The sequence below is a fragment of the Nocardioides renjunii genome (assembly GCF_034661175.1).
Taxonomy (GTDB): domain Bacteria; phylum Actinomycetota; class Actinomycetes; order Propionibacteriales; family Nocardioidaceae; genus Nocardioides; species Nocardioides renjunii.
Map to the genome: position 1 here is coordinate 2,040,459 of NZ_CP141058.1, position 23,412 is coordinate 2,063,870.

The 23,412-nt window shown below is 73.6% G+C and carries 25 protein-coding genes; 19 read left to right on the plus strand and 6 right to left on the minus strand.

Annotation, left to right across the window (positions count from 1 at the left end; all coding sequences use genetic code 11):
- The first annotated feature begins 8 nt into the window (after nucleotides 1-8).
- From rpoZ to SHK17_RS09765, 8 genes are all read left to right on the plus strand, one after another.
- Nucleotides 9-320: a DNA-directed RNA polymerase subunit omega gene (gene rpoZ / locus SHK17_RS09730; protein ID WP_172272518.1), complete on the plus strand. Its 312-nt coding sequence runs from the start codon at nucleotides 9-11 to the stop codon at nucleotides 318-320.
- 13 nt (nucleotides 321-333) lie between these two features.
- Nucleotides 334-1,548 carry a bifunctional phosphopantothenoylcysteine decarboxylase/phosphopantothenate--cysteine ligase CoaBC gene (gene coaBC, locus SHK17_RS09735; RefSeq protein ID WP_322424164.1) on the plus strand — a complete coding sequence of 405 codons (1,215 nt, stop codon included), beginning with the start codon at nucleotides 334-336 and terminating at the stop codon, nucleotides 1,546-1,548.
- 71 nt (nucleotides 1,549-1,619) lie between these two features.
- Complete coding sequence (metK, locus tag SHK17_RS09740) at nucleotides 1,620-2,822, plus strand: methionine adenosyltransferase (protein ID WP_172272515.1); 1,203 nt, start codon at nucleotides 1,620-1,622, stop codon at nucleotides 2,820-2,822.
- A 157-nt stretch (nucleotides 2,823-2,979) separates the two neighbouring features.
- The gene (locus SHK17_RS09745; RefSeq protein ID WP_322921901.1) at nucleotides 2,980-4,989 is read left to right on the plus strand and encodes a primosomal protein N'; all 2,010 of its coding nucleotides are present in this window, start codon (nucleotides 2,980-2,982) and stop codon (nucleotides 4,987-4,989) included.
- A gap of 123 nt (nucleotides 4,990-5,112) precedes the next feature.
- Nucleotides 5,113-5,658 (plus strand): peptide deformylase, encoded by a 546-nt coding sequence (gene def / locus SHK17_RS09750; RefSeq protein WP_172272509.1) that lies wholly within the window; start codon nucleotides 5,113-5,115, stop codon nucleotides 5,656-5,658.
- Between the two features lie 10 nt (nucleotides 5,659-5,668).
- A complete protein-coding gene (gene fmt, locus SHK17_RS09755; RefSeq protein WP_322921902.1) occupies nucleotides 5,669-6,595 on the plus strand; it encodes a methionyl-tRNA formyltransferase in 927 nt (308 codons plus the stop codon).
- Nucleotides 6,596-6,619: 24 nt separating this feature from the next.
- Nucleotides 6,620-7,045 carry an MmcQ/YjbR family DNA-binding protein gene (locus tag SHK17_RS09760; protein WP_322921903.1) on the plus strand — a complete coding sequence of 142 codons (426 nt, stop codon included), beginning with the start codon at nucleotides 6,620-6,622 and terminating at the stop codon, nucleotides 7,043-7,045.
- Nucleotides 7,038-8,381, plus strand: a complete 1,344-nt coding sequence (locus SHK17_RS09765) for an RsmB/NOP family class I SAM-dependent RNA methyltransferase (protein WP_322921905.1) — start codon at nucleotides 7,038-7,040, stop codon at nucleotides 8,379-8,381. Before SHK17_RS09760 ends, SHK17_RS09765 begins: the two co-directional genes overlap by 8 nt.
- Nucleotides 8,382-8,400: 19 nt before the next feature.
- Here SHK17_RS09765 and SHK17_RS09770 read toward each other — a convergent pair whose 3' ends face one another.
- Nucleotides 8,401-9,147 carry an AAA family ATPase gene (locus SHK17_RS09770; RefSeq protein WP_322921907.1) on the minus strand — a complete coding sequence of 249 codons (747 nt, stop codon included), beginning with the start codon at nucleotides 9,145-9,147 and terminating at the stop codon, nucleotides 8,401-8,403.
- A gap of 216 nt (nucleotides 9,148-9,363) precedes the next feature.
- Between SHK17_RS09770 and SHK17_RS09775 the strand changes: the two genes are divergently transcribed.
- The 6 genes from SHK17_RS09775 (at nucleotide 9,364) to SHK17_RS09800 (ending at nucleotide 14,010) form a co-directional block, all read left to right on the plus strand.
- Nucleotides 9,364-10,371, plus strand: coding sequence for a hypothetical protein (locus SHK17_RS09775; RefSeq protein ID WP_322921908.1), 1,008 nt, complete (start codon nucleotides 9,364-9,366; stop codon nucleotides 10,369-10,371).
- Between the two features lie 37 nt (nucleotides 10,372-10,408).
- Nucleotides 10,409-11,395, plus strand: coding sequence for a non-homologous end-joining DNA ligase (ligD, locus tag SHK17_RS09780; RefSeq protein ID WP_322921910.1), 987 nt, complete (start codon nucleotides 10,409-10,411; stop codon nucleotides 11,393-11,395).
- 94 nt (nucleotides 11,396-11,489) lie between these two features.
- Complete coding sequence (locus SHK17_RS09785) at nucleotides 11,490-12,440, plus strand: lipid kinase (protein WP_322921911.1); 951 nt, start codon at nucleotides 11,490-11,492, stop codon at nucleotides 12,438-12,440.
- 9 nt (nucleotides 12,441-12,449) lie between these two features.
- The gene (rpe, locus tag SHK17_RS09790; RefSeq protein ID WP_322921913.1) at nucleotides 12,450-13,112 is read left to right on the plus strand and encodes a ribulose-phosphate 3-epimerase; all 663 of its coding nucleotides are present in this window, start codon (nucleotides 12,450-12,452) and stop codon (nucleotides 13,110-13,112) included.
- Nucleotides 13,109-13,522: an MmcQ/YjbR family DNA-binding protein gene (locus SHK17_RS09795; protein WP_322921914.1), complete on the plus strand. Its 414-nt coding sequence runs from the start codon at nucleotides 13,109-13,111 to the stop codon at nucleotides 13,520-13,522. Before rpe ends, SHK17_RS09795 begins: the two co-directional genes overlap by 4 nt.
- A 23-nt stretch (nucleotides 13,523-13,545) precedes the next feature.
- Nucleotides 13,546-14,010, plus strand: coding sequence for a DUF427 domain-containing protein (locus tag SHK17_RS09800; RefSeq protein ID WP_172272484.1), 465 nt, complete (start codon nucleotides 13,546-13,548; stop codon nucleotides 14,008-14,010).
- A gap of 157 nt (nucleotides 14,011-14,167) precedes the next feature.
- On the opposite strand, the gene SHK17_RS09805 is transcribed toward SHK17_RS09800, so the two are convergent.
- Nucleotides 14,168-14,395 (minus strand): DUF5703 family protein, encoded by a 228-nt coding sequence (locus SHK17_RS09805; RefSeq protein WP_172272482.1) that lies wholly within the window; start codon nucleotides 14,393-14,395, stop codon nucleotides 14,168-14,170.
- A 29-nt stretch (nucleotides 14,396-14,424) separates the two neighbouring features.
- Nucleotides 14,425-15,372 (minus strand): aldo/keto reductase, encoded by a 948-nt coding sequence (locus tag SHK17_RS09810; protein ID WP_172272480.1) that lies wholly within the window; start codon nucleotides 15,370-15,372, stop codon nucleotides 14,425-14,427.
- Between the two features lie 67 nt (nucleotides 15,373-15,439).
- On the opposite strand from SHK17_RS09810, the gene SHK17_RS09815 reads away from it, so the two are divergent.
- Nucleotides 15,440-16,261, plus strand: coding sequence for an undecaprenyl-diphosphate phosphatase (locus SHK17_RS09815; protein WP_322921916.1), 822 nt, complete (start codon nucleotides 15,440-15,442; stop codon nucleotides 16,259-16,261).
- On the opposite strand, the gene SHK17_RS09820 is transcribed toward SHK17_RS09815, so the two are convergent.
- Both SHK17_RS09820 and corA read right to left on the minus strand, forming a co-directional pair.
- Entirely contained in the window at nucleotides 16,236-17,483 is a 1,248-nt protein-coding gene (locus SHK17_RS09820) for an MFS transporter (protein ID WP_322921918.1), read from the minus strand. The genes SHK17_RS09815 and SHK17_RS09820 overlap by 26 nt on opposite strands.
- The gene (gene corA, locus SHK17_RS09825; protein ID WP_322921920.1) at nucleotides 17,474-18,454 is read right to left on the minus strand and encodes a magnesium/cobalt transporter CorA; all 981 of its coding nucleotides are present in this window, start codon (nucleotides 18,452-18,454) and stop codon (nucleotides 17,474-17,476) included. Before corA ends, SHK17_RS09820 begins: the two co-directional genes overlap by 10 nt.
- A gap of 31 nt (nucleotides 18,455-18,485) precedes the next feature.
- Here corA and SHK17_RS09830 point away from each other — a divergent pair, with 31 nt between their 5' ends.
- From SHK17_RS09830 to mshC, 4 genes are all read left to right on the plus strand, one after another.
- Nucleotides 18,486-19,229, plus strand: a complete 744-nt coding sequence (locus tag SHK17_RS09830; protein ID WP_322921921.1) for a histidine phosphatase family protein — start codon at nucleotides 18,486-18,488, stop codon at nucleotides 19,227-19,229.
- Nucleotides 19,230-19,239: 10 nt separating this feature from the next.
- Nucleotides 19,240-19,824, plus strand: a complete 585-nt coding sequence (locus SHK17_RS09835; RefSeq protein ID WP_172272469.1) for a DUF3090 domain-containing protein — start codon at nucleotides 19,240-19,242, stop codon at nucleotides 19,822-19,824.
- Nucleotides 19,814-20,608 carry an SCO1664 family protein gene (locus SHK17_RS09840; protein ID WP_322921923.1) on the plus strand — a complete coding sequence of 265 codons (795 nt, stop codon included), beginning with the start codon at nucleotides 19,814-19,816 and terminating at the stop codon, nucleotides 20,606-20,608. The genes SHK17_RS09835 and SHK17_RS09840 overlap by 11 nt, the downstream gene beginning before the upstream one ends.
- 154 nt (nucleotides 20,609-20,762) lie before the next feature.
- Entirely contained in the window at nucleotides 20,763-22,001 is a 1,239-nt protein-coding gene (gene mshC / locus SHK17_RS09845) for a cysteine--1-D-myo-inosityl 2-amino-2-deoxy-alpha-D-glucopyranoside ligase (RefSeq protein WP_322921925.1), read from the plus strand.
- A 454-nt stretch (nucleotides 22,002-22,455) separates the two neighbouring features.
- Here mshC and SHK17_RS09850 read toward each other — a convergent pair whose 3' ends face one another.
- Nucleotides 22,456-23,301 (minus strand): PAC2 family protein, encoded by an 846-nt coding sequence (locus SHK17_RS09850; protein ID WP_172272460.1) that lies wholly within the window; start codon nucleotides 23,299-23,301, stop codon nucleotides 22,456-22,458.
- Between the last annotated feature and the right edge of the window lie 111 nt (nucleotides 23,302-23,412).

Genomic DNA, 23,412 nt, shown 5'->3' on the forward strand with positions numbered 1-23,412 from the left:
CCTGCACCGTGGCTTCTCCCAACATCGCCGCCGAGGGCGTCACCAACCCCTCGATCGACGACCTGCTCACCAAGACCGACAGCAAGTACAAGCTGGTGCTCTACAGCGCCCAGCGCGCCCGTCAGATCAACGCCTACTACTCCCAGCTCGGCGAGGGCCTCCTCGAGTACGTCGGCCCGCTCGTGGACACCCACGTGCAGGAGAAGCCGCTCTCGATCGCGCTCCGCGAGATCAACGACGACCTGCTGACCTGCGAGGACATCGACCCCGCCGCCGAGGCCGCCGCCGCCGAGGCCGCTGCCGCCGCGCCCACGGAGTGACGCGAGCCTCCTGGTGACCGCGGTCGTCCTGGGCGTCTCCGGCGGGATCGCGGCCTACAAGGCCTGCGAGCTGCTGCGCCGGTTCACCGAGTCGGGGCACGACGTCACCGTCGTGCCCACGGCCTCGGCGCTGGAGTTCGTCGGCGCCCCGACGTGGGCCGCCCTGTCGGGCAAGCCTGTCTCCGCCACGGTGTGGGCCGACGTCCACGCCGTGCCGCACGTCCAGATCGGGCAGCACGCCGACGTCGTCGTCGTGGCGCCGGCCACGGCCGACCTGCTGGCCCGGGCCGCCCACGGGCTGGCCGACGACCTGCTCACCAACACCCTGCTCACCGCACGCTGCCCGGTCGTGTTCGCCCCGGCGATGCACACCGAGATGTGGGAGCACCCGGCCACCCAGGCCAACGTCGACACCCTGCGCCGACGGGGCGCCGTGGTCATCGAGCCGGCCGAGGGCCGGCTCACGGGCGCCGACACCGGCAAGGGCCGCCTGCCCGACCCGGCCGAGATCTTCGAGCTGGTGCTCGGGGTGCTCGACCGGGGTGCCGACGCGGCGCAGGACCTCGCCGGGCGCAAGGTCGTCGTGTCCGCCGGCGGCACCCGCGAGTACCTCGACCCCGTCCGGTTCCTCGGCAACCGCTCGTCCGGGCTGCAGGGCTACGCCCTCGCCCGGGCCGCCGCCTCGCGCGGTGCGCACGTCACGCTCGTGAGCGCCAACGTGTCGCTGCCCGACCCGGCCGGCGTGGGCGTCGTACGCGTGGAGACGACCGAGCAGCTGCGCGAGGCCGTGGTGGGCGCCACGGCCACCGCCGACGCGGTCGTCATGGCGGCCGCGCCCGCCGACTTCCGGCCCACCGCCGTCAGCGACGCCAAGATCAAGAAGGCCGACGACGGCTCCGCGCCCGCCATCGAGCTGGTGCAGAACCCCGACATCCTCGCCGAGATCTCCCACGACCGGGCCCGCGCCGGAGCGGTCGTCGTCGGCTTCGCCGCCGAGACCGGTGACACCACCGGCTCCGTGCTCGAGCTCGGGCGCGCCAAGCTGGCCCGCAAGGGCTGCGACCTGCTCGTCGTCAACGACGTCAGCGGGGGAGCGGTGTTCGGCAGCACCGACAACGAGGCGGTCATCCTGGGGGCCGACGGCACCGCCGTCGAGGTCGCCCGGGGCTCCAAGACCGCCCTGGCCCACGTGATCTGGGACGAGGTCGCCCGGCGATTCGTCGGGTGAGACACACGTCCCGGATGCTGGTCAGCCGCTAGGTTTCTCCCCGACCGTTCCACACAAGAATTGAGAGCATCGTGGCTGGACGCCTGTTCACCTCCGAGTCCGTGACCGAGGGGCACCCCGACAAGATCGCCGACCGGATCAGCGACTCGGTCCTCGACCACCTCATGGCGGAGGACCCCGACCGCGCCAACCTGCGCGTCGCCGTCGAGACGCTGCTGACCACCGGCCTGGTGGTGGTGGCGGGCGAGGTGCGCACCACCGCCTACGCCCCGGTGGCCGACATCGTCCGCCGGGCGATCCTCGACATCGGCTACGACTCCTCGGAGAAGGGCTTCGACGGCACCACGTGCGGCGTCCAGGTCGCGATCGGCGCCCAGTCCAGCGACATCGCCGCCGGCGTCGACGCCGGCCACGAGTCCCGCGTGGGCGACTCCGACGACGAGCTCGACAAGCGCGGCGCCGGCGACCAGGGCCTGATGTTCGGCTACGCCTGCGACGACACCCCCGAGCTGATGCCGCTCCCGATCACCATCGCCCAGCGGCTCGCCCAGCGGCTGACGCAGGTCCGCAAGGACGGCGTCCTGCACTACCTGCGCCCCGACGGCAAGACCCAGGTCACCATCGAGTACGACGAGGACGACCGCCCGGTGCGCATCGACACCGTGGTGCTCTCCACCCAGCACGACCCCGACATCGAGCACGCCCAGCTCGAGGCCGAGATCAAGCAGCACGTGATCGACCCCGTGCTCGCCGACTTCTCGCTGCCCTCCGAGGGCTATCGGATGCTGGTCAACCCGACCGGCACCTTCGTCATCGGTGGCCCGATGGGCGACGCCGGCCTCACCGGTCGCAAGATCATCGTCGACACCTACGGCGGCATGGCGCGCCACGGCGGCGGCGCCTTCTCCGGCAAGGACCCCTCGAAGGTCGACCGCTCGGCCGCGTACGCCATGCGCTGGGTGGCGAAGAACGTCGTGGCCGCCGGGCTCGCCCGGCGCTGCGAGGCGCAGGTCGCCTACGCCATCGGCAAGGCCGCGCCGGTGGGTGTCTTCATCGAGACCTTCGGCACCGGCGTCGTGCCGGACTCGCAGATCCAGGACGCCGTGCTCGAGGTCTTCGACCTCCGCCCGGCCGCGATCATCCGCGACCTCGACCTGCTCCGCCCGATCTACGCCCAGACCTCGGCCTACGGCCACTTCGGTCGCGAGCTGCCCGACTTCACGTGGGAGACGACCGACCGCGCGGAGAAGCTGAAGGCGGCCGCGGGGGTCTGACGGCTGGGCTGACGTTGGCGGCCTGCTGACGTTGGCGCCGTCGGTTTCCCCGCATATGCGGGGAAACCCGAACTTCTCGAGCCGTACACGCCCCGAGAAGTTCACAAACTCCTCGGGGAGTCCGGCCCCGTCGGTGGCCGCTGACAGAATCGCCCGCATGACCTCCCACGACGCCCCGGAAGCAGACATGCTCCCGGGGCTTCGTGCCGCGGTGGACGACGCCCGGGCGAAGGCGGCGGCGACCCGGCGCCGCAAGGCCGCGGCGTGGGAGCCGGCCGCCACCGACCCGGTCGCGCGCGTGCTGGTCGACATCGCGCTGGCCCACCTCGACCGGCCCTTCGACTACGCGGTCCCGGTCGCCATGGCCCACACGGCCGTGCCCGGGGCGAGGGTCAAGGTGCGCTTCGCCGGGCAGGACGTCGACGGGTTCGTCGTCGAGCGCGCCGGCGAGACCGACCACACCGGCGCGCTGCAGCCACTGCGGCGCGTGGTGAGCCCCGAGCCGGTGCTCGCCCCCGAGATCGCCGAGCTGAGCGAGACCCTCGCCCGGACGTACGCCGGCGCCCGGTCCGACGTCCTGCGCCTCGCCGTCCCGCCGAGGCACGCCGCCACCGAGAAGGTGCCGTCCGAGGCCGCCCCGGCGCTTCCCGCCGCCACGACACCCCGCGCGTGGTCGGACGTCGAGCACGGAGCACCGTTCCTCCGCCGGCTGGCGGCGGGGGAGTCGCCGAAGGCCGTGTGGTCCGCCGCGCCGGGCGACGACTGGCCCGCGATGGTCGCCGAGGCGGTGGCGGCGACCTACGCCGCCGGTCGCGGCGCGCTGGTGTGCGTGCCGGACCGGCGCGACGTCACCCGCGTCGACGCCGCGCTCCGCGCGCTGCTGGGCGAGGGCCACCACGTCAGCCTCACCACCGACGGGGGACCGGCCGCCCGCTACCGCGACTTCCTCGCCGTCTCGCGCGGGGCCCGCAGGATCGTCGTCGGCACGCGTTCGGCCGCGTTCGCGCCGATCCACGACCTCGGCCTGGTCGTGCTCTGGGACGACGGCGACGACCTCCACGCCGAGCCCCGTGCGCCCTACCCCCACACCCGCGAGGTCCTCGTCACCCGGGCCGAGCAGCAGTCGACGGCGGCGCTGCTCGGCGGGTTCGCCCGGACCCCGGAGGCGCAGCAGCTGCTCGCGACCGGGTGGGCCCGCGAGCTGACCACGCCCCGCGAGGTGCTGCGTCGCCGGGTCAAGGTGGAGGCGGTGCCCGCCGAGGACCGAGCCGTCGGCACCCGCATCCCCCGCACCGCCTACGACGCCATCCGCAGCGGCCTGACGTCGGGGCCGGTGCTCGTCCAGACGCCACGCGCCGGCTACGCCGCCTCGCTGGCCTGCGACACCTGCCGTACGCCCGCCCGCTGCTCGGTGTGCAGCGGACCGCTCGCGCTGGCGGGCCCCGCCGCCCCGCCCCACTGCCGCTGGTGCGGCCACGTCGAGCAGGCCTGGGCGTGCCCCACCTGCGGCGGCCGGGGACTGCGTGCCCCGGTCCGCGGCGAGGCACGCACGGCGGAGGAGCTCGGTCGGACGTTCCCCGGCACCACGGTCCGCAGCTCCAGCGGCGAGCGCGTCCTCGACACGGTGCCCGCCGCCGCCCACATCGTCGTCGCCACGGTGGGCGCCGAGCCCGTCGCCGACGGCGGCTACGCCGCCGTGGTCGTCCTCGACACGTGGCTGAGCCTGGCCCGTGACGACATGCGCGCCGCGGAGGAGGCGCTGCGCCGGTGGCTCAACGCCGCCGCGCTGGCGCGCCCCGGCGGCCACGTGGTCGCCGTCGGCGACCCCGCACACCCGGCGCTGCAGGCACTGGTCCGGTGGGACCCCGCCGGCTACGCCCGTCGCGAGGCCGACGAGCGCGCGCAGGCCCACCTGCCGCCCGCCGCCCGGCTGGCGACGGTCACCGGCGACCTCGGCGCGCTCGACGACGTGCTGCACCTGCTCGACGTCCCGGAGGGCGCCGAGGTGCTCGGCCCGGTGGCGGTCGGCGACGAGCACCGCGTCCTGCTGCGCGTGCCCTGGACGCAGGGCCCGGCCCTCTCCGCCGCCCTGGGCGACCTCCAGCGGGTCCGCTCGGCCCGCAAGCTCGACCCCGTGCGGATCCAGGTCGACCCCCTCACGATCTAGCGCGGGTGCTGGCCGGGTCGGCGGCCTCCCTAGACTTGTGACCTCACGGTCCGGGCGCCCGACCGGCCGCCGACCGCTCCTCCGCACCGCCCCACCACACCGACCCACACCCCAGGGAGATCCGTGGCCGTCCAGCCGATCCGCCTCTTCGGCGACCCGGTGCTCCGCCAGCGAGCGATCGAGGTCGACAGCTTCGACCGGGAGCTGCGCCAGCTGGTCACCGACCTCACCGACACGATGCTCGCCGCGCCCGGCGCGGGCCTGGCCGCACCGCAGATCGGTGTCGGGCTCCGGGTGTTCACCTGGCACGTGCACGGTGAGCTCGGCCACCTGGTCAACCCGTCGCTGGAGCTCTCCGAGGACACCCAGGACGGCGCGGAGGGTTGCCTGTCGCTGCCAGAGCTGACCTACGACTGCCTGCGCGCGCTGTCCGTCGTCGCCACCGGCTTCGACATGCACGGCGAGCCGCAGCGGATCGAGGCCTCGGAGCTCCTGGCGCGCGCCATGCAGCACGAGACCGACCACCTCGACGGCATCCTCTTCATCGACAAGCTCGACACCGACGCCCGCAAGGCGGCGATGAAGGAGATCCGCGAGTCCGAGTGGTTCGGCCTGGAGAAGCCCACGGTCCGGGTCAGCCCGCACGCCACCCACGGGTTCGCCCGATGAGCGCGGCCTGATGCGCGTCGTCTTCGCGGGCACGCCCGAGGTGGCGCTGCCCGCCCTCGACGCGGTCGCCGCCAGCCGGCACGAGCTCGTCGGCGTCGTCACCCGCCCCGACGCCCCGAGCGGACGTGGCCGCCGCCTGGTGGCCAGCCCGGTGGCCCAGCGCGCCGACGAGCTCGGCGTACCCGTCCTCAAGCCGACCCACCCGCGCGAGCCCGACTTCCAGGCGGCCCTGGCCGGGCTCCGGGCCGACGCGTGCCCGGTGGTGGCCTACGGAGCCCTGCTGCCGCAGTCGGCGCTGGACCTCGTGCCGCACGGCTGGATCAACCTGCACTTCTCGGTGCTGCCGTCCTGGCGCGGAGCCGCTCCCGTCCAGCACTCGCTGTGGGCCGGTGACGAGGTGACCGGGGCGACCACCTTCCGGATCGTCAAGGAGCTCGACGCAGGTCCGGTCTTCGGCGTGATGACCGAGCGGATCCGCCCCGGCGACACGGCGGGCGACCTCCTGGCCCGGCTGGCGGAGGGGGGAGCGGGCCTGCTCGTGCAGACGCTCGACGGCATCGAGGACGGCACGCTCGAAGCGCGTGAGCAGCAGGCCGAGGGCGTCTCGTTCGCGCCCAAGATCACCGTCGAGGACGCCCGGATCGACTGGGCGCACCCCGCCGTCGCGATCGACCGCCAGGTGCGCGCCTGCGACCCAGCGCCGGGCGCGTGGAGCACCTTCGGCGGCGAGCGCATCAAGATCGGGCCGGTCCGCTCGGTCGACCGCGAGCCGCTGCCCCCCGGGGTGCTCGACGTGACCAAGAACGCCGTCCTCGTGGGCACCTCCACCTCACCGGTGCAGCTCGGGGACGTGAAGGCGTTCGGCAAGAAGCAGATGGCGGCCGCCGACTGGGCGCGCGGCGTACGCCTCGAGTCGGGCGCCCGCCTCGGTGACTGACGCGCGTCGCCTAGGGTGCGGGGGATGAGCTCCCCAGCGAAGCGGCCCGCCCGGCCGGAGGACGTCGACGAGATCTGCGGCAGCCTGCCCGACACCGAGCTCGGCACGTCGTGGGGCGACCGCCCGACCTGGAAGGTCCCCCGCGGCGACAAGGGCAAGGGCTTCGTCCTGCACCGCGCGCCGCACCAGAACGCGGTGGACCCGGCCACGGGGGAGATGTACGACGACCTGCTGGTCATCGTCACGCCGACCGAGGCCGAGAAGCACGCGCTCGTCGAGGACGAGTCGACGCCGTTCTTCACCATCGACCACTTCAACGGCTATGCCGCCGTGCTGGTGCAGCAGTCCCGGCTCGGCGAGATCAGCCGCGATGAGCTGGCCGAGGTGATCACCGAGGCGTGGGCCGCGAAGGCCCCGCAGAAGCTGGTCCGGGAGCACTTCGGTGAGTGAACGGCGCCGCCCGGTCGACCGCCCGCGGCGTGCGGCGCTCGACGTGCTCACGGCGGTCCGCACCGACGAGGCCTACGCCAACCTCGTGCTGCCGCAGGTGCTGCGCAAGCACGGCCTCGAGGGCCGCGACGCCGCTCTCACCACCGAGCTGGCGTCGGGCGCCATCCGCATGCAGGGCCTCTACGACCCGATCATCGACGCCTGCCTGACGAAGCCGCGGCTGCAGGCGGGCGTGCGCGACGTGCTCCGGCTCGGCGTCCACCAGCTGCTCTCCATGCGCGTGCCCGACCACGCCGCGATCTCCACCAGCGTCGACCTCGTGCGCGCGAGCGTCGGCCAGGGCCCGGCAGGCCTCGTCAACGCGGTGCTGCGCAAGGTCAGCCGCCGTGACCTCGACGGCTGGGTCGCGGAGGTGGCTCCCGACCGGACCACCGACCTCCTCGGCCACCTCGCCACCGCCCACTCCCACCCCCGCTGGGTGGTCGAGCTCCTCGCCGAGGCCCTGCACGACGGCGGCGGCAGCGGCGACCGCGATGGCGACGGGACGGAGCTCGAGGCGCTGCTCGCTGCCGACAACGCCCCACCGCGCGTCACCCTCGTCGCCCGACCCGGCCTGGCGGACGTCGAGGAGCTGGCGGCCGCCGGTGGCACCCGCACCAGCCTGTCGCCGTACGGCGTCGTGCTGGGCGGCGGCGACCCGGGCGGCGTGCCGGCCGTGGCCGAGGGACGTGCGGGGGTGCAGGACGAGGGCTCGCAGGTCGTCGCGCTGGCGATGGCGCAGGCGGCGCTCGAGGGACGTGACGAGCGCTGGCTGGACCTGTGCGCCGGCCCCGGCGGCAAGGCCGCCCTGCTCGGCGCGCTCGCCGCCGAGCGAGGAGCCGTGCTGGTGGCCCACGAGCGCCAGCCGCACCGCGCCACGCTCGTCGCCTCAGCGGTCCGCGCGCTCCCCGCGGGCAGCGTGCACGTGCTCGCCGGTGACGGTGCCCGGCCGGCGTGGGTGCCGGGCACCTTCGACCGGGTCCTGGTGGACGCACCCTGCACGGGCCTGGGGGCGCTGCGGCGTCGGCCGGAGTCGCGGTGGCGACGCGCGCCGCGGGACCTCGACGTCCTGGTGGCGCTCCAGCAGGTCCTGCTCGACGTGGCGCTGGAGTCGGTGCGGCCCGGTGGCGTCGTGGTCTACGCGACGTGCTCGCCCGTGCGCGCCGAGACCGTCGAGGTCGTGGAGGCCGTGCTCGGGCGTCGTGGTGACACCGACGAGGTCGACCGGTTCCAGCTGTGGCCGCACCGCGACGGCACCGACGCGATGTTCGCCTCGACGCTGTGCCGCCGGGCCTGACCCGGTCGGACGGCGGCGCTCAGTCCAGCAGGTGGCGCAGGTAGGCCTGCGGCTCGGCGAGGTAGCGCCGCCAGTGGTCCACCAGCGCGAGGTCCTCCCACGCGCTGTCACGCAGGCCCCACTCACCCACCTCGAGGATGCGGGCCCCCGGCATCGCCGCCAGGACGGGGGAGTGGGTGGCGCACAGGACCTGGCCCCTGCGCTCGACCACCCGCTGCAGCGCGGCGACGAGGCCGAGGGTGGAGGAGAACGACAGCGCTGCCTCCGGCTCGTCGAGGCAGAAGAAGCCGGTGCCCGAGAACCGCGTCTCCAGCACGGCGAGGAAGGACTCGCCGTGGCTCAGCCCGTGGAAGTCGACGTCCCCCTCGGCCGACGTGCTCGGGTGGTCCTCGATGTAGGAGTACCAGCCGTGCATCGTCTCGGCCCGGAGGAAGAACCCCCACCTGGTCGACCCGGCCCCGCGCACCAGCTGCAGCGCCTCCCCGAGCGGGGACTCGGTGGGTCGGGTGGAGTGCCGGCTGTGGACGCTGCCGCCCTCGGGAGAGAGCCCGAACGCGGTCGCGACCGCCTCGACCAGCGTCGACTTGCCCGAGCCGTTCTCGCCGACGAGGAACGTCACGCCGGGACCGAGGTCCAGGCCCTCGTCGAGGACCTGCGCCACGGCGGGGATCGACGCCGGATAGCTGTCCCGGCGCAGGCCGTGCGCGGAGCCGGCCTCCACACGCCGCACGGGATGTCGCGGGACGTCCCCACCCCTCAGCGGCATGCCCGCACGCTAGCCGAGCGGAGGAGCATCCACCCGCACAGGTGGGTCCCACCCAACATTCGGCATTCATCTGCAGGCCGCCTGTTCACAACCCGCGTGTAGCCCACCATGATGGAGTGAGCACGGCGCACCGGAGGGGTGCGCGGTGCATCGGGGAGCAGGACACGGATGCGGTTTCTCAGGACTCTGACAGGCGTCGCGGTCACGACGCTGCTCGTGACGACGGGCGCGGGCCCGGCCCGGGCCGACGGGACCCGCACGCTGACCGGGCCCGCCACGGGCGACGCGAGCGCGTTCATCACCTACGTCGGGTGCACCAGCCTCTTCGCCGATGCCGCCGCACCGCAGTCGCGGCTCAACCTCGGCCCCTACTCCGCGCCGATGGGCCGCCGATCCCTCGGGCTCGTGCCGGCCGCCCGGGGCAGCGCCTCGGGGCCCTACTCCGAGTTCGGCTCCCTCACCCGGCTCGACGCCTCCGTGTCGGTCGCCGCCACCGCCGGCAGCACGGGCGTGTCCTACGTCCTGGCCGTGACGCGCACGAGCCCCCGCGGCACCGCGTGGAGCGGTCGCGCCGACGTCGCCGCGGCGCCCGGCTCGTGGTCGACCGTCTCCGCCTCCAGGCTCAGCTACGACTGGACCCTGGTCGACCTGCCCACCGGCGCCCCGCTGGGTCCGGCCGGGACGGCCACACCCGCCGCCTTCGCCGAGGAGCACGGCGACGGCAAGGGCTTCGTCGTCACCGGCTTCGGGTGCGACGGCAAGGCCTTCAACCTCGACGCCGTCCGCGGGTCCGGGTCGACGTTCGACTTCGAGGGCATCACCCTCGCCACCGCCATCGCCGCGGAGCGCACGCGGGTCCCCGCGGGCGACGAGGTCGCCATCACCGGCCGGGTGACCGACGCCGGCGGGCGCGTGACCGGCGACCCGCTCGTCCTCGAGTCCCGTGCGCCCGGCGGCGCCTGGAAGCCGGCCGGCGACCCGGTCCTCGCCGAGGCCAACGGCGTCGCGCGCGTCGTCGTACGCCTCACGGAGACCACGGAGCTCCGCTGGCACCGGCCCGAGAGCCAGTACGCCGACGAGGGCTGGTCGGACACGGTGACCGTGACGGTCCAGCAGGCGCCCGAGCAGACCGCCGAGCAGAGCCCGGGGCAGACCCCGGCGCAGGAGCAGGGCGGGCAGTCGCAGCAGGGACAGGACCAGGGGCAGGACCAGGGGCAGGACTAGCCCGGCACGGGCCTCGGGCCCCACTAGGCTCGCTCCCATGGCGTCGCCCTTCATCGAGATCGAGGTCGACGACCGCGTCGTCAAGGTGACCAACCCCGACCGCGTCTACTTCCCGCCCACCGGGTCCGGGCACGGCGGGGCGACCAAGCTCGACCTCGTCGAGTACTACCTCGCCGTCGGCGACGGCATCGTCAACGCCCTCCTGGAGCGGCCGTGCATGCTGCACCGCTTCCCCAAGGGGATCGAGGGCGACAAGGTGCACCAGAAGCGACTGCCGGCCGGCGCCCCGCCGTGGGTCGAGACGGTCCAGCTGTTCTTCCCGCGGTGGAAGCGCACCGCGGACGAGCTGTGCGTCACCGAGCTGGCCAGCGTGATCTGGGCGGTGCAGATGTCGACCGTGGAGTTCCACCCGTGGAACAGCCGGCGCGAGGACACCGAGAAGCCCGACGAGTGGCGCATCGACCTCGACCCCGGGCCGGAGTGCGACTGGGCGACGGTGCAGCGCGTCACCCACGTCACCCGCGAGGTGCTCGACGAGCTGGGCGCAGTCGGCTTCCCCAAGACCAGCGGCGGCTCGGGCCTGCACGTCTACGTGCGGATCCCGCCCGACCACGGCTTCCAGGACGTACGCCGCGCCGCGCTGGCGTTCGCCCGCGAGGTCGAGCGCCGGGCCGGGGGAGAGGTGACCACCGCGTGGTGGCGCAAGGACCGCGACCCGTCGCAGCTGTTCGTCGACTACAACCAGAACGCCCGCGACCACACCATCGCCGCGGCGTACTCGGTGCGCGGCGTGCCCAGCGCCCGCGTCTCCGCGCCGGTGCGGTGGGAGGAGGTCGACGACTGCGAGCCGGACGACTTCACGATCTTCACCATGCCGGAGCGGTTCGCGCGGATCGGGGACCTGCACGCCGCCATCGACGCCCACCCCTTCGACATCGCACCGCTGCTCGCGTGGGCGGACCGCGACGAGGCGGAGGGCGCGGCGGCGCCACCCGAGCCCGACGAGGACCAGCCGCCGACCTGAGGTCGACCCGACTCCCTCTCGGCAGGGTCGGTCCCACAGCCCCCGCACAGGTCGTCCTCACGGTTCTCTCACCCTCGTCGCCTACCGTCGAGGCATGCAGAGCGACGCGCACACCCGGCCACGCCGCACCGACCGGGTCGCGGTGGTGGTCAACACCGCGTCACGGACCGGCGCCCGCTCGCTGCCGTTGCTCGAGGCGGCCCTGCGGCCGACGTCCGACGAGGTCCTCATCCACCCGGCCCACGGCGGCGGAGAGCTGGCCGGTGCCCTCGAGCGAGCCATGGAGTCCGAGCCGGACCTGCTCGTCGTCGGGGGCGGCGACGGCACCATCGGCTGCGCGGCCGACCTCGTCGCCCACACCCCCACGGTCCTCGGTGTGCTGCCGCTCGGCACGGCCAACGACTTCGCCCGCACGCTCGAGATCCCCGACACCCTCACCGCGGCCGTGGACACGCTGCTGCACGGCAAGGTGGTCGATGTCGACCTCGGCCGCGTCGACGGCCGGGCCTACCTCAACGTCGCCTCGATCGGGCTGTCCGTGGCCGTGGCGCAGCGCCTCACGCCGGGCCTCAAGCGACGGCTGGGCCGCTTCGCCTACCCCGTCGCCACCGTGGCGGCCTACCGCTCCCACCGACCGTTCGACGCCCGCCTCGAGCTCGAGGACGGCACGGTGCTTGAGCTGCAGGACCTCATGCAGGTCGCGGTCGGCAACGGCCGTCACTACGGCGGCGGGCTCACGGTCGCGCCCCGGGCCTCCATCGACGACCACCTCCTCGACGTGTACGCCGTCGTGCAGGGCCGGCTGCGCGACCACGTGTCGGTCGCCCGGCTGCTCCGGACCGGGCACCTCGTCGACCACGACCGGGTGCACCACGTCACCGCCCGCCGCCTCCGGCTGGTGACCGACGAGCCGCTGGAGGTCAACCTCGACGGGGAGGTCGCGGCCCGGACGCCCGCGACCTTCGAGGTCGACCGCAACGCCCTGCACGTCGTCGTACCGGCCGGGAGCCGTGCCGCGCGGATGGACGGTCGCGCCACTGCCTAGGATCGACCCGTGGGCATCCAGATCACGCCGAGCATCCTCAACGCCGACCTCTCGCGCCTGGCCGAGGAGGTGGCGCGGATCCCCAGCGCCGACTGGGTCCACGTCGACGTGATGGACAACCACTTCGTGCCCAACCTGACGCTCGGGCTGCCCGTCGTCGAGTCGCTGGCCAGGCACGCCTCCCAGCCGATCGACGTCCACCTGATGATCGAGGACGCCGACCGCTGGGCACCGGCCTACGCCGAGGCCGGGTGCGGCTCGGTGACGTTCCACGCCGAGGCGGCGAGGGCCCCGGTGCGGCTGGCGCGGGAGATCCGCGGGCAGGGCGCCCGCGCGTCGATGGCGCTGAAGCCGGCGACGTCCGTCGAGCCCTACGAGGCGATCCTGCCCGAGCTCGACATGCTGCTGATCATGACCGTCGAGCCGGGCTTCGGCGGGCAGAAGTTCCTCGACCTGTGCCTGCCCAAGATCCGCACCGCCCGCGAGCTCGTGCGCAAGCACGGCGGCGAGACGTGGCTGCAGGTCGACGGCGGCGTGTCGTTGGAGACGATCGAGCGCTGCGCGGAGGCCGGCGCGGACGTGTTCGTCGCCGGGTCCGCGGTCTACTCCGCGGACGACCCGGACGCGATGGTGCGCGAGCTGAGGGCGAAGGCCGAGGCCGTCGGGTCATGAGCCCGCGGGCGACGGTCGACGACATCCACGCCACCGCGCGGGCGATGCCGCACGTCACCGTCTTCCGTCCCGACAGCAATCCCGTCTACCAGGTGGGCAGCAGGTCGTTCGTCTTCTTCCGGACCCCGCGACCCGACGCCTTCGACCCGGAGACGGGGGAGCGCTACGGCGACGTCGTGGTGATCTGGGTGGCCTCCGAGGGCGACAAGCAGGCGCTGCTCCAGGACGAGCGGCTGCCGTTCTTCACCACGCCGCACTTCGACGGCCACCCGTCGGTGCTCCTGCGGGCGTCGCGGGTCGGCGAGCTGGACCGCGACGAGCTCGTCGAGATCGTGCAGGACGCGTGGCTCGCGCAGGCGTCGGCCCGGCGCAGGCGGCTGTGGCTCGAGGAGCACCGGCTCGAGGAGTAGGACGGGGTCCGTAGGTTGGCGGCATGACCGAGTCGGTGTGGGACTACCCGCGGCCCCCGCGGGTGGAGAAGAGCGGCGAGCACGTCGTGGTGACGTACGCCGGTGTCGTCGTGGCCGACACGACGGCGAGCCTGCGGGTGCTGGAGACCAGCCACCCGCCGACCTACTACCTGCCGGTCGCCGACTTCGTCCCCGGCGTCCTGCGCCCGGGCGACGGCGCCTCCTGGTGCGAGTGGAAGGGTCAGGCCGACTACCTCGACCTGGTCGTCGGCGACAATGTCCTGCCGGCGGTGGCGTGGACGTACCCGACGCCGTCGAAGGGCTTCGAGGCGCTGCTCGACCACGTCGCGCTCTACCCCGGCCGCGTCGACCGGTGCACCGTCGACGGCGAGGTCGTCGAGCCGCAACCGGGCAGCTTCTACGGCGGCTGGATCACCTCGCGGGTCACCGGGCCCTTCAAGGGAGCACCGGGCACCTCAGGCTGGTGACGCCCGGCCGTGCGGGCTCGAGGCCGGGGTGGGCGGCGTGATCGGAAGATCGAGGTCACCCGGTGGCTCGGATCTTCCGCGTTGTGCCGGGAGTCACCGGATATCCGGTGACCGCCCCGGCGGCGATCCGGCGGCGGCGGCCAGACGCCCCCGACACTCACCCCGCGAAGAGCGTCAACCGCTGGCGGATGATCTTGCGGCGCAGCACCACGCGGCGCTTGCCGTCGTTGCCGATCCGGAGCCGGTCGAGCTCCCAGCCGCCGTGCTCGGCGCGCTCGACGAGCATCCGGGTGACCACGCTGCGGGAGAAGTCCTTGGGCAGCACGAGCGTCTCGAACTCCCACTCCACGCCTCGCGCCGGCGGGCGGCGCTGCGTCCTGGCCATGTGATCTCCTCTCGGGTGCCGACCCGCGGTCAGTCGGCTGACACGTCGTCGAGCGCGTCGACGATCTCGGGCGGAAGGGTGAGGTCCTCGGTGCTGAGCGCACCGTCGAGCTGGGCTGCGGTCCGGGCGCCGACGACGGGAGCGGCCACGCCGGCGCGGTCCCGTACCCACACCAGGGCCACCTGCAACGGCGTCCAGCCCAGACCGTCGGCGGCACGGGCGACGGCCTCGACGATGCCGCGGCCCCGCTCGTCGAGGTAGGCCGACACGAACCGGGCGAAGTGCTCGCTCGCGCCGCGGGAGCCGGACGGGGTGCCGGTGCGGTACTTGCCGGTCAGGACGCCGCGACCGAGCGGCGACCACGGCAGGACGCCGAGCCCGAGCGCCTCCGCGGCGGGCAGCACCTCGTGCTCGACCTGGCGGTTGAGCAGGGAGTACTCGACCTGGGTGGAGGCGAGCGGGGTCCGCCCGGGCACCGCCCTCTGCCAGGTGGCCGCCTGGGCGGTCTGCCAGCCGGTGTAGTTGGAGACGCCGACGTAGGAGGCGCGTCCGGAGGTCACGGCGAGGTCGAGGGCGGTGAGGGTCTCCTCGACGGGCGTCTCGTCGGTCCACACGTGCACCTGCCACAGGTCGACGTGGTCGACCCCGAGCCGGGCCAGGGACGCGTCGAGGGTGGTCAGCAGGTGTCCACGGGAGGTGTTGGTGACCCGCTCGCCCGTACGCCGGGAGATGCCGGCCTTCGTCGCCAGCACGACCTCGTCACGAGCGACGACGTCGCCCAGGAGCGAGCCGATGAGCTCCTCGCTCGCCCCGTCGCCGTAGCCGGCGGCCGTGTCGAGCAGCGTGCCGCCCGCCTCGACGAACGCGGCCAGCTGGTCACGCGCCTCGTGCTCGTCGGTGTCGCGACCCCACGTCATGGTGCCGAGGCCCAGCCGGGAGACCTTGAGGCCGGTGGCACCGAGGGAACGCTGCTGCATGGAGGTGAGAGTAGCCACGGGTGCTGCACGGACCCGAGGGGACGCGCCCGTAGGCTCCTGCCCTGTGATGGATCTCCTCAAAGCCGTCGTCCTCGGAGTGATCCAGGGGCTGACCGAGTTCCTGCCGATCTCGAGCAGCGCGCACCTCCGGATCTTCCCCGAGCTGTTCGGCTGGGGCGACCCGGGCGCCGCGTTCACGGCCGTGATCCAGATCGGCACCGAGCTCGCGGTGCTCATCTACTTCCGCAAGGACATCTGGCGCATCGGCAGCGCCTGGGTCCGCTCGCTGTTCCAGCCGGAGTACCGCGGCACGCTGGACTCGCGGATGGGCTGGTTCATCATCGTCGGCTCGCTGCCGATCGTGGTGCTGGGCGTGCTGCTCAAGGACGTCATCGAGCGCGACTTCCGCAACCTCTGGATCATCGGCACGACCCTCATCGTGATGGGCGTCGTGCTCGGCATCGCCGACCGCGTGGGACGCACCGACCGCCCGATCGCCAAGATCACCCTGAGGGACGCCGTGCTGATGGGCCTCGCGCAGGCGCTGGCGCTGATCCCCGGCGTGTCCCGCTCCGGCGCGACGATCTCGATGGGCCGCTTCCTCGGCTTCGACCGCGAGGCCGCGACGCGCTTCGCCTTCCTGCTGGCCATCCCGGCCGTGGTCGGGGCGGGCCTGTTCGAGCTCAAGGAGATCCCGAACGGCCACAACGACTTCGGGTGGGGCCCCACGATCACCGCGACGGTGGTGTCCTTCGTGGTCGGCTATGCCGCCATCGCGTGGCTGCTGCGCTACGTCAGCACGCGGTCCTACACGCCGTTCGTGATCTACCGGATCCTGCTCGGCGCCGGGACCCTGGCGCTGCTCAGCGCCGGGGTGCTGACCGCCTGAGCGTGCCGACGAGCAGGACCAGCGCGACGACCTGCGTGACGGCCACGACGACCACCAGCGCCGTCAGCGAGCGCTCGTAGAGCCAGCCCGCCGCCGTCCCGCCGACGACCGCCAGGAGGCCCTGGATGCCGGCGAACACGCCGTACGCCGTCGCGCGCCGGGGCGCCGCCACGAGGTCGGCGACGACCGCCTTGATCGTCGAGTCCTGGACCCCCTGCGCGAACCCCCACGCCGCGACGCCTGCGAGCACCGCCGCCAGCGCCGAGCCGAGGGCCAGCGCCGGCACGAGCGCCACCAGCACCGGCACGACCAGCAGGACGCGCGGACCCGTGCGGTCGTAGACCGACCCGACCACCAGCGCCGCCAGGGCCTCGACGGCCATCGCGGCGGCGTAGAGGAGGGGCACCGCCGCCACCGGCAGGACGCCGTCGACGGTGAGGTGGTAGCCGATGATGCCGAAGGTCACCAGCCCACCGGTGGTCAGTGAGGCGGCGAACGCGTAGCGGAAGAAGTCGCCCGACAACCCGGCTCCGGCGGCCTCGGCCCACCAGCCGCGCCGGGGCTCGTCCTCCGTCGCGACCGGCGGGACGGAGGCGTCGTACGACGCCGGGTCGGGCACCCGCCGGCGCAGGGCGAGCAGGAGGAGCATCGCGACGGCGCCCGGCACCGCCAGCACGGCGAGGCCGGCCCATACCGAGGCCACGGCGACCGCCGCCGAGACGACCAGGGGCCCGGCGAAGGCGCCGACCTGGTCCAGCGCCTTGTGGACGCCGAACCCACGGCCGCGGCCCACGGAGGCGGCGACGTGCGCGAGCAGTGCCGACTTGGACGGCGAGCGGATCGCCTTGCCCAGCCGCTCGAGCAGGATCATGGTGGCGGCGAAGGCGAGCCCGGCCGCCCCGAGCCGCGGCGCGAGGGCGAGCAGCGGGACGCACACCGCCGTGAGGCCGTAGCCGAGGATGGTCAGCGACCAGTAGCGGCCGGTGCGGTCGGCGACCGGCCCGAACGCCAGCCGCAGCACCAGTGCCACCGCCTCGCCGGCACCGGTGACCAGGCCGACGACGACGGCGGAGGCGCCGAGGGCGGCCAGGACGGGACCGTAGACGGAGCGGGCGCCCTCGTAGACCATGTCGGCGGCCAGGCTCACGAAGCCGAACCACCACACCACGCGCCAGGCCGAAGGAGCGGACGTCGCCGCCTCCCGGTCCGGCCTCACAGCCACCCGGACTTCTTGAACCAGGCGAAGAGCCCCAGCGACACCCCGACCATCAAGAGCAGCGCGAACGGGTAGCCGTAGGCCCAGTGGAGCTCGGGCATGTGGTCGAAGTTCATGCCGTAGATCCCCGCGATGAGGGTCGGCACGACGATGAGCGCGGCGCCGGCGGAGATCTTGCGCATGTCCTCGTTCTGCTGGACCGAGATCCGGGCCAGGTGCGCGTCGAAGGCCGAGGACAGCAGCCCGTCGAGGTTGTCGACGACCTCCGAGACCCGCTGGAGGTGGTCGGCGACGTCGCGGAAGTAGGTCGCGGTCTCGGCGGTGATCTCGTCGTCGGCGGCCGTGGCGAACTTGCGCATCGGCTCGCGCAGCGGCATCACGGCGCGGCGGACCTCCGCGATCTCGCGCTTGAGGACGTAGATGCGGGTGGAGTCGTCGGTGCGGGCGGGGGAGAACACCGACTCCTCGACCTCGTCGACGTCGATCTCGAGGGCGGCACCGACCCGCTCGTACTCGTCCACGACGCGGTCGCACACGGCGTACAGCACCGCCATGGGGCCGTGCTCGAGGACCTGGGCCCGGTCCTCGAGGTCGCGCCGGGACGCGGCGAGGTCGATGCCCTGGCCGTGGCGGACCGTCACGACGAAGTCACGGCCGACGAACATGTTGATCTCGCCGGTCTCGACCGCGTCCTCCTCGTCGACGTACCAGAGGGTCTTGATGACGAGGAACAACGTCCGGCCGTAGCGCTCGAGCTTGGGCCGCTGGTGGGAGTCGCCGGCGTCCTCGACGGCCAGCGGGTGCAGGTCGAAGGTGTCGGCGATGACCGCGAGCTCCTCGCGGCTCGGGTCGTGGACGCCGATCCACTGGAAGTCGCCGGGGGCGCACGGCACCCGCACAGCACCGAGGCTCTGGTCGTCTCCATCGCCGAGCGGGACCCGCTTGCCCTGGTGGTAGAGGGCGTTGTCGACGATCACGCGCTCAGGCTAGTGCCACTAGGGTCGCGCTGTGCCCACTGTGATCCTCGTCCGACACGGCCGCTCGACGGCCAACGCGACCGGCGTCCTGGCCGGTCGGCTGCCCGGCGTGCACCTCGACGAGTCCGGCGTGGCGCAGGCTGCCGCGGTCGGCGAGCGGCTGGCCGGCGTACGCCTCTCCGCCGCGGTCACGAGCCCGCTGGAGCGGTGCCGGGAGACCTGCCGGGAGATCACCTCCCGCCAGGCCGAGCCGCTGCGCGCGACCACCGACCGGCTGCTCTCGGAGTGCGACTACGGCGAGTGGCAGGGCCGCCCGCTCAAGGACCTCGCCAAGGAGAAGCTCTGGAAGACCGTCCAGGCCCAGCCGTCCGCGGCGACGTTCCCCGGCGGGGAGTCGATGCGGGCGATGCAGGACCGGGCGGTCGCCGCCGTGCGACGCCACGACGCCCGGGTCGCGGCCGAGCACGGCGAGGACGCGGTCTGGCTCGCCGTCAGCCACGGCGACGTCATCAAGTCGATCCTCGCCGACGCCCTCGGCACCCACCTCGACCTCTTCCAGCGCATCCACGTGGACCCCGCGTCGGTCTCCATCGTGCGCTACACGGAGGCGCGGCCCTTCGTCGTGGGCACCAACACCCACGCCGGGGACCTCTCGTGGCTGACGCCCCCCAAGAAGGCCCGGCGCCGCTCGTCGCGTGCCGCCCGCGCCGACGCCGAGGTCGGCGGAGGGGCCGGTCCCGACACCATGACCGGCGCGCAGCCGGCCACGCCCTAGGGTGAGTGGCATGCCCGTCGTGCACCGCTTCGACCCGCCCGAGCGCTTCGTCGCCGGCACCGTTGGCGAGCCCGGCCAGCGCACCTTCTTCCTCCAGGCACGCGAGGGCGCCCGGCTGGTCAGCGTCTCGCTGGAGAAGCAGCAGGTGCAGGCGCTCGCCGAGCGCATCGACGAGCTCCTCGACGAGCTGATGCGCGCGGCCGGTGACGAGGTGCTGATCCCGGCCATCGCACCGAGGGACATGGCGGACAGCCAGCCGCTCGAGCAGCCCATCGAGGAGGAGTTCCGCGCCGGCACGATGACCCTCTCGTGGGACGGCGCCGACGAGCGCGTCGTGGTCGAGGTCTTCCCGTTCACCGAGGCGGCCGTGGTCTCGCCCGAGCAGCTGCAGGAGGACCTCGAGGACCTGCTCGAGCCGGAGCCCGAGGAGATCTTCCTGGTCCGCATCACCGCGGCCGCGGCGCGGTCCTTCGTCGAGCGCGCCCGCACCGTCATCGGCGCCGGTCGCCCCGACTGCCCGTTCTGCGGCGAGCCCGTCGACCCCGCCGGGCACCTGTGCGTCCGCGCCAACGGCTTCCGGCGCCGTGACCCCTGACCCTCGCTCCTCGGTCGCCCGGCCCGACGGCTTCCCGACCGGTGAGCTGACGCTGCACGGACGGGTGCTGCCCGCCTCCAACGCCACCTTCGTCGGCGAGATCGCGGGCGTGCGCGTGGTCTACAAGCCCATCGCGGGGGAGCGGCCGCTGTGGGACTTCCCCGATGGCACCCTCGCCGCCCGCGAGGTCTCGGCGTACGCCGTCTCGGAGGCGCTCGGCTGGGACATCGTCCCGCCCACCGTCCTCGACGACGGGCCGCACGGCCCCGGCATGGTGCAGCTGTGGCGCGACGAGGCCGACGACCAGTCGCCCGTCGACATCGTGGCCGAGGACGAGCTGCCCGCCGGCTTCCGCCACGTCTTCGACGGCCTCGACGCCCACGACCGCGCGGTGTCGCTCATCCACGAGGACACCGCGCCGTTGCGCCGGATGGCGCTCTTCGACGTCGTGGTGAACAACGCCGACCGCAAGGGCGGGCACGTCCTGCCGATGACCGACGGGCACCGGCACGGCGTCGACCACGGGCTGACCTTCCACGTCGCGCACAAGCTGCGCACGGTGCTGTGGGGCTTCGTCGGTGAGCCGATCTCCGACGACGAGAAGGAGGGCCTGCGTCGGCTGGCCTCGGCCCTCGACGGCGACCTGGGGAGCACCCTCGCCGACCTGCTCGCCGAGGAGGAGGTCGCCGTGACGACCCGGCGGCTGTCCCGGCTGCTGGCCCGCGGGGAGTTCCCCGCGCCCGCCTCGTCGTCGTACCCCGTCATCCCGTGGCCGCCCTTCTGAGACGCGCAGCGACGACCGGGGAACGAGGTCGGCGCGTCGGCGCGGCCAGATCGAGTCGGCCCGCGGGCGAGGCACGAGCCCGCGAGAGGCCGGAGCGAGATCGAGACGGGCAGCGACGGTCGGAGGCTCACCACCGGCGGATAGGCTGCGCCCCATGCGTGCCTGGTCGTCACCCGACGTTCCCCGACTGCCCGTCGCCGGCCCGGTCGTGCGGTTGCACGACACCGCCAGCGGCACCGTGGTGGCGACCAACCCGGAGGGTCCCGCGCGGATGTACGTCTGCGGCATCACGCCCTACGACGCGACCCACATGGGCCACGCGGCGACCTACGTCGCCTTCGACCTGCTCAACCGGGCCTGGCGCAACGCCGGCCACGAGGTCACCTACGTGCAGAACGTCACCGACGTCGACGACCCGCTCCTCGAGCGTGCCGACAAGGTCAAGATCGACTGGCGCGAGCTCGCCGAGCGGGAGACGCAGCTGTTCCGCGACGACATGGAGGCGCTGCGCGTCCTGCCGCCGGCGCACTACACCGGCGCGGTCGAGTCGATCCCCCAGGTGATCGCGCTCGTCCAGCGGCTCGAGGAGGCGGGGGCGGTCTACACGGTCGAGGACGACCTCTACTTCTCCGTGACCGCCGACGACAGCTTCGGCTCGGTGTCCGGCCTCGACCGCGACGCCATGCTGGAGATCTTCGCCGAGCGCGGGGGCGACCCCGACCGCGAGGGCAAGAAGGACCCGCTGGACTGCCTGCTCTGGCGCGCCGAGCGACCGGGCGAGCCCGCGTGGGACAGCCCGTGGGGTCCGGGCCGGCCTGGGTGGCACATCGAGTGCTCCGCGATCGCCCTGGACCACCTCGGCACCACCTTCGACGTGCAGGGCGGTGGCAGCGACCTGGTGTTCCCGCACCACGAGATGTCCGCGGGCGAGGCGCAGGTCGCGCACCCGGGCGAGCGCTTCGCGCGGGTCTACGCCCACGCCGGGATGGTGGCCTACGACGGCGAGAAGATGTCGAAGTCCAAGGGCAACCTCGTCTTCGTCTCCGCGCTGCGGATGAGCGAGGTCGACCCGATGGCGATCCGGCTCGTGCTGCTGCGCCACCACTACCGCAGCGACTGGGAGTGGACCGACGACCAGCTGTGGGACGCCGTGGACACCCTCGCGCCGTGGCGTCGCGCGCTGGCCCTGGGCGCGGGCGCCGACTCGGCGCCGGTCGTCGAGCGGGTGCTCGCCGCGCTGGCCGACGACCTCGACGCCCCGACCGCCGTCGCCGCCGTGCAGGACTGGGTGGAGGCGACCCTCGGCACGACCGGCCTGGCCGACACCTCGGACCGCGAGGCGGCGGCCACGATCCACCGCCTGCTCGACGCGGCGCTCGGCCTGTCGCTCTGACGTACGCCGCCCCGCGCCTGGGCGGTGAGTGAGGCAGGTTCTGGACGCTGGAAACCTGCGTCACCCACCGCTCGTACGCCGTCCCGCGCGTGGGCGGTGAGTGAGGCAGGTTCTGCACGCCAGAAACCTGCGTCACCCACCGCTCGTACGCCGTCCCGCGCCTGGGCGGTGAGTGAGGCAGGTTCTGTGCGCTGGAAACCTGCGTCACTCACCGCTCGTACGCCGCCCGAGTCGGAGCGGTGAGTGAGGCAGGTTCTGGATGCTTGAAACCTGCGTCACTCACCGCTCGGACGGGCGAACGGTGCGGCGGTGCGTCAGCCACATCCCTACGCGGCAAACAATGGGTGGATCACCGCCCACCGGCGTGCCTGCCCACGACGCGCGCCGCAGGGGTGCGTGAGCCACGCGTGAGCTCACGACAACGTGGCTCACTCACCGCCCGGGCGAGCAGCCCTCAGTCGGTGTCGCGGCGCTTGAGGTAGCGCTCGAACTCCCGAGCGATCGCCTCGCCGCTGGCCTCGGGGAGGTCGGCGGTGTCGCGGGTCTCCTCGAGCGCGCGGACGTAGTCGGCGACGTCCTCGTCCTCGGCGGCGAGCTCGTCGACGCCCCGCTCCCAGGCCTTGGCGTCGTCGGGCAGGTCGCCCAGCGGCATCGGCGCCTGCAGCAGCTCCTCGAGCTGGCCGAGCAGGGCGAGCGTCGCCTTCGGGCAGGGCGGCTGGGCGACGTAGTGGGGGACCGCCGCCCAGTAGGACACCGCCGGGATGTCGAGCTGCAGGCAGGCGTCGTTGAAGACCCCGACGATGCCGGTCGGCCCCTCGTAGGTGGACTGCTCGAGGTCGAGCCGGTCGACCAGCTCGGGCTCGCTGGCGGTGCCGGTCACCGGGATGGGACGGGTGTGCGGCGTGTCGGCGAGCAGCGCGCCGAGGGTGACGACGAGCTCGGCCCCGAGGTCGTCGCACGCGGCGAGGAGCTCGGCGCAGAACTGGCGCCACTTCATGTTGGGCTCGATGCCGCGCACGAGGATCACGTCCCGGTCCAGCTCGGCGGGCCGCGCCACGGCGATACGGGTCGTGGGCCAGGTCAGGCGGCGGTGCCCGTTGTGGTCGGTGGCGATGACGGGCCGGTTGACCTGGAAGTCGTAGAACTCCTCCGGGTCGATCGCGCCGATCACCTCGGCCTTCCACTGCTCGATCAGGTGGTCGACCAGACCGGACGCCGCGTCGGCAGCGTCGTTCCACCCCTCGAACGCGGCGATCACCACGGGGGAGACCAGGTCCTGCACGTCGTCGAACTCGATCACCTCCCCAGCCTAGGCCTCAGCGCCAGCCCGCAGGCGCGACCGGCCCTCCGGAGCGCGTCGTCGTGATTTCGTGCGCCGTCCGCGCGAGTGCCACCATGTGGGAACCCAGTC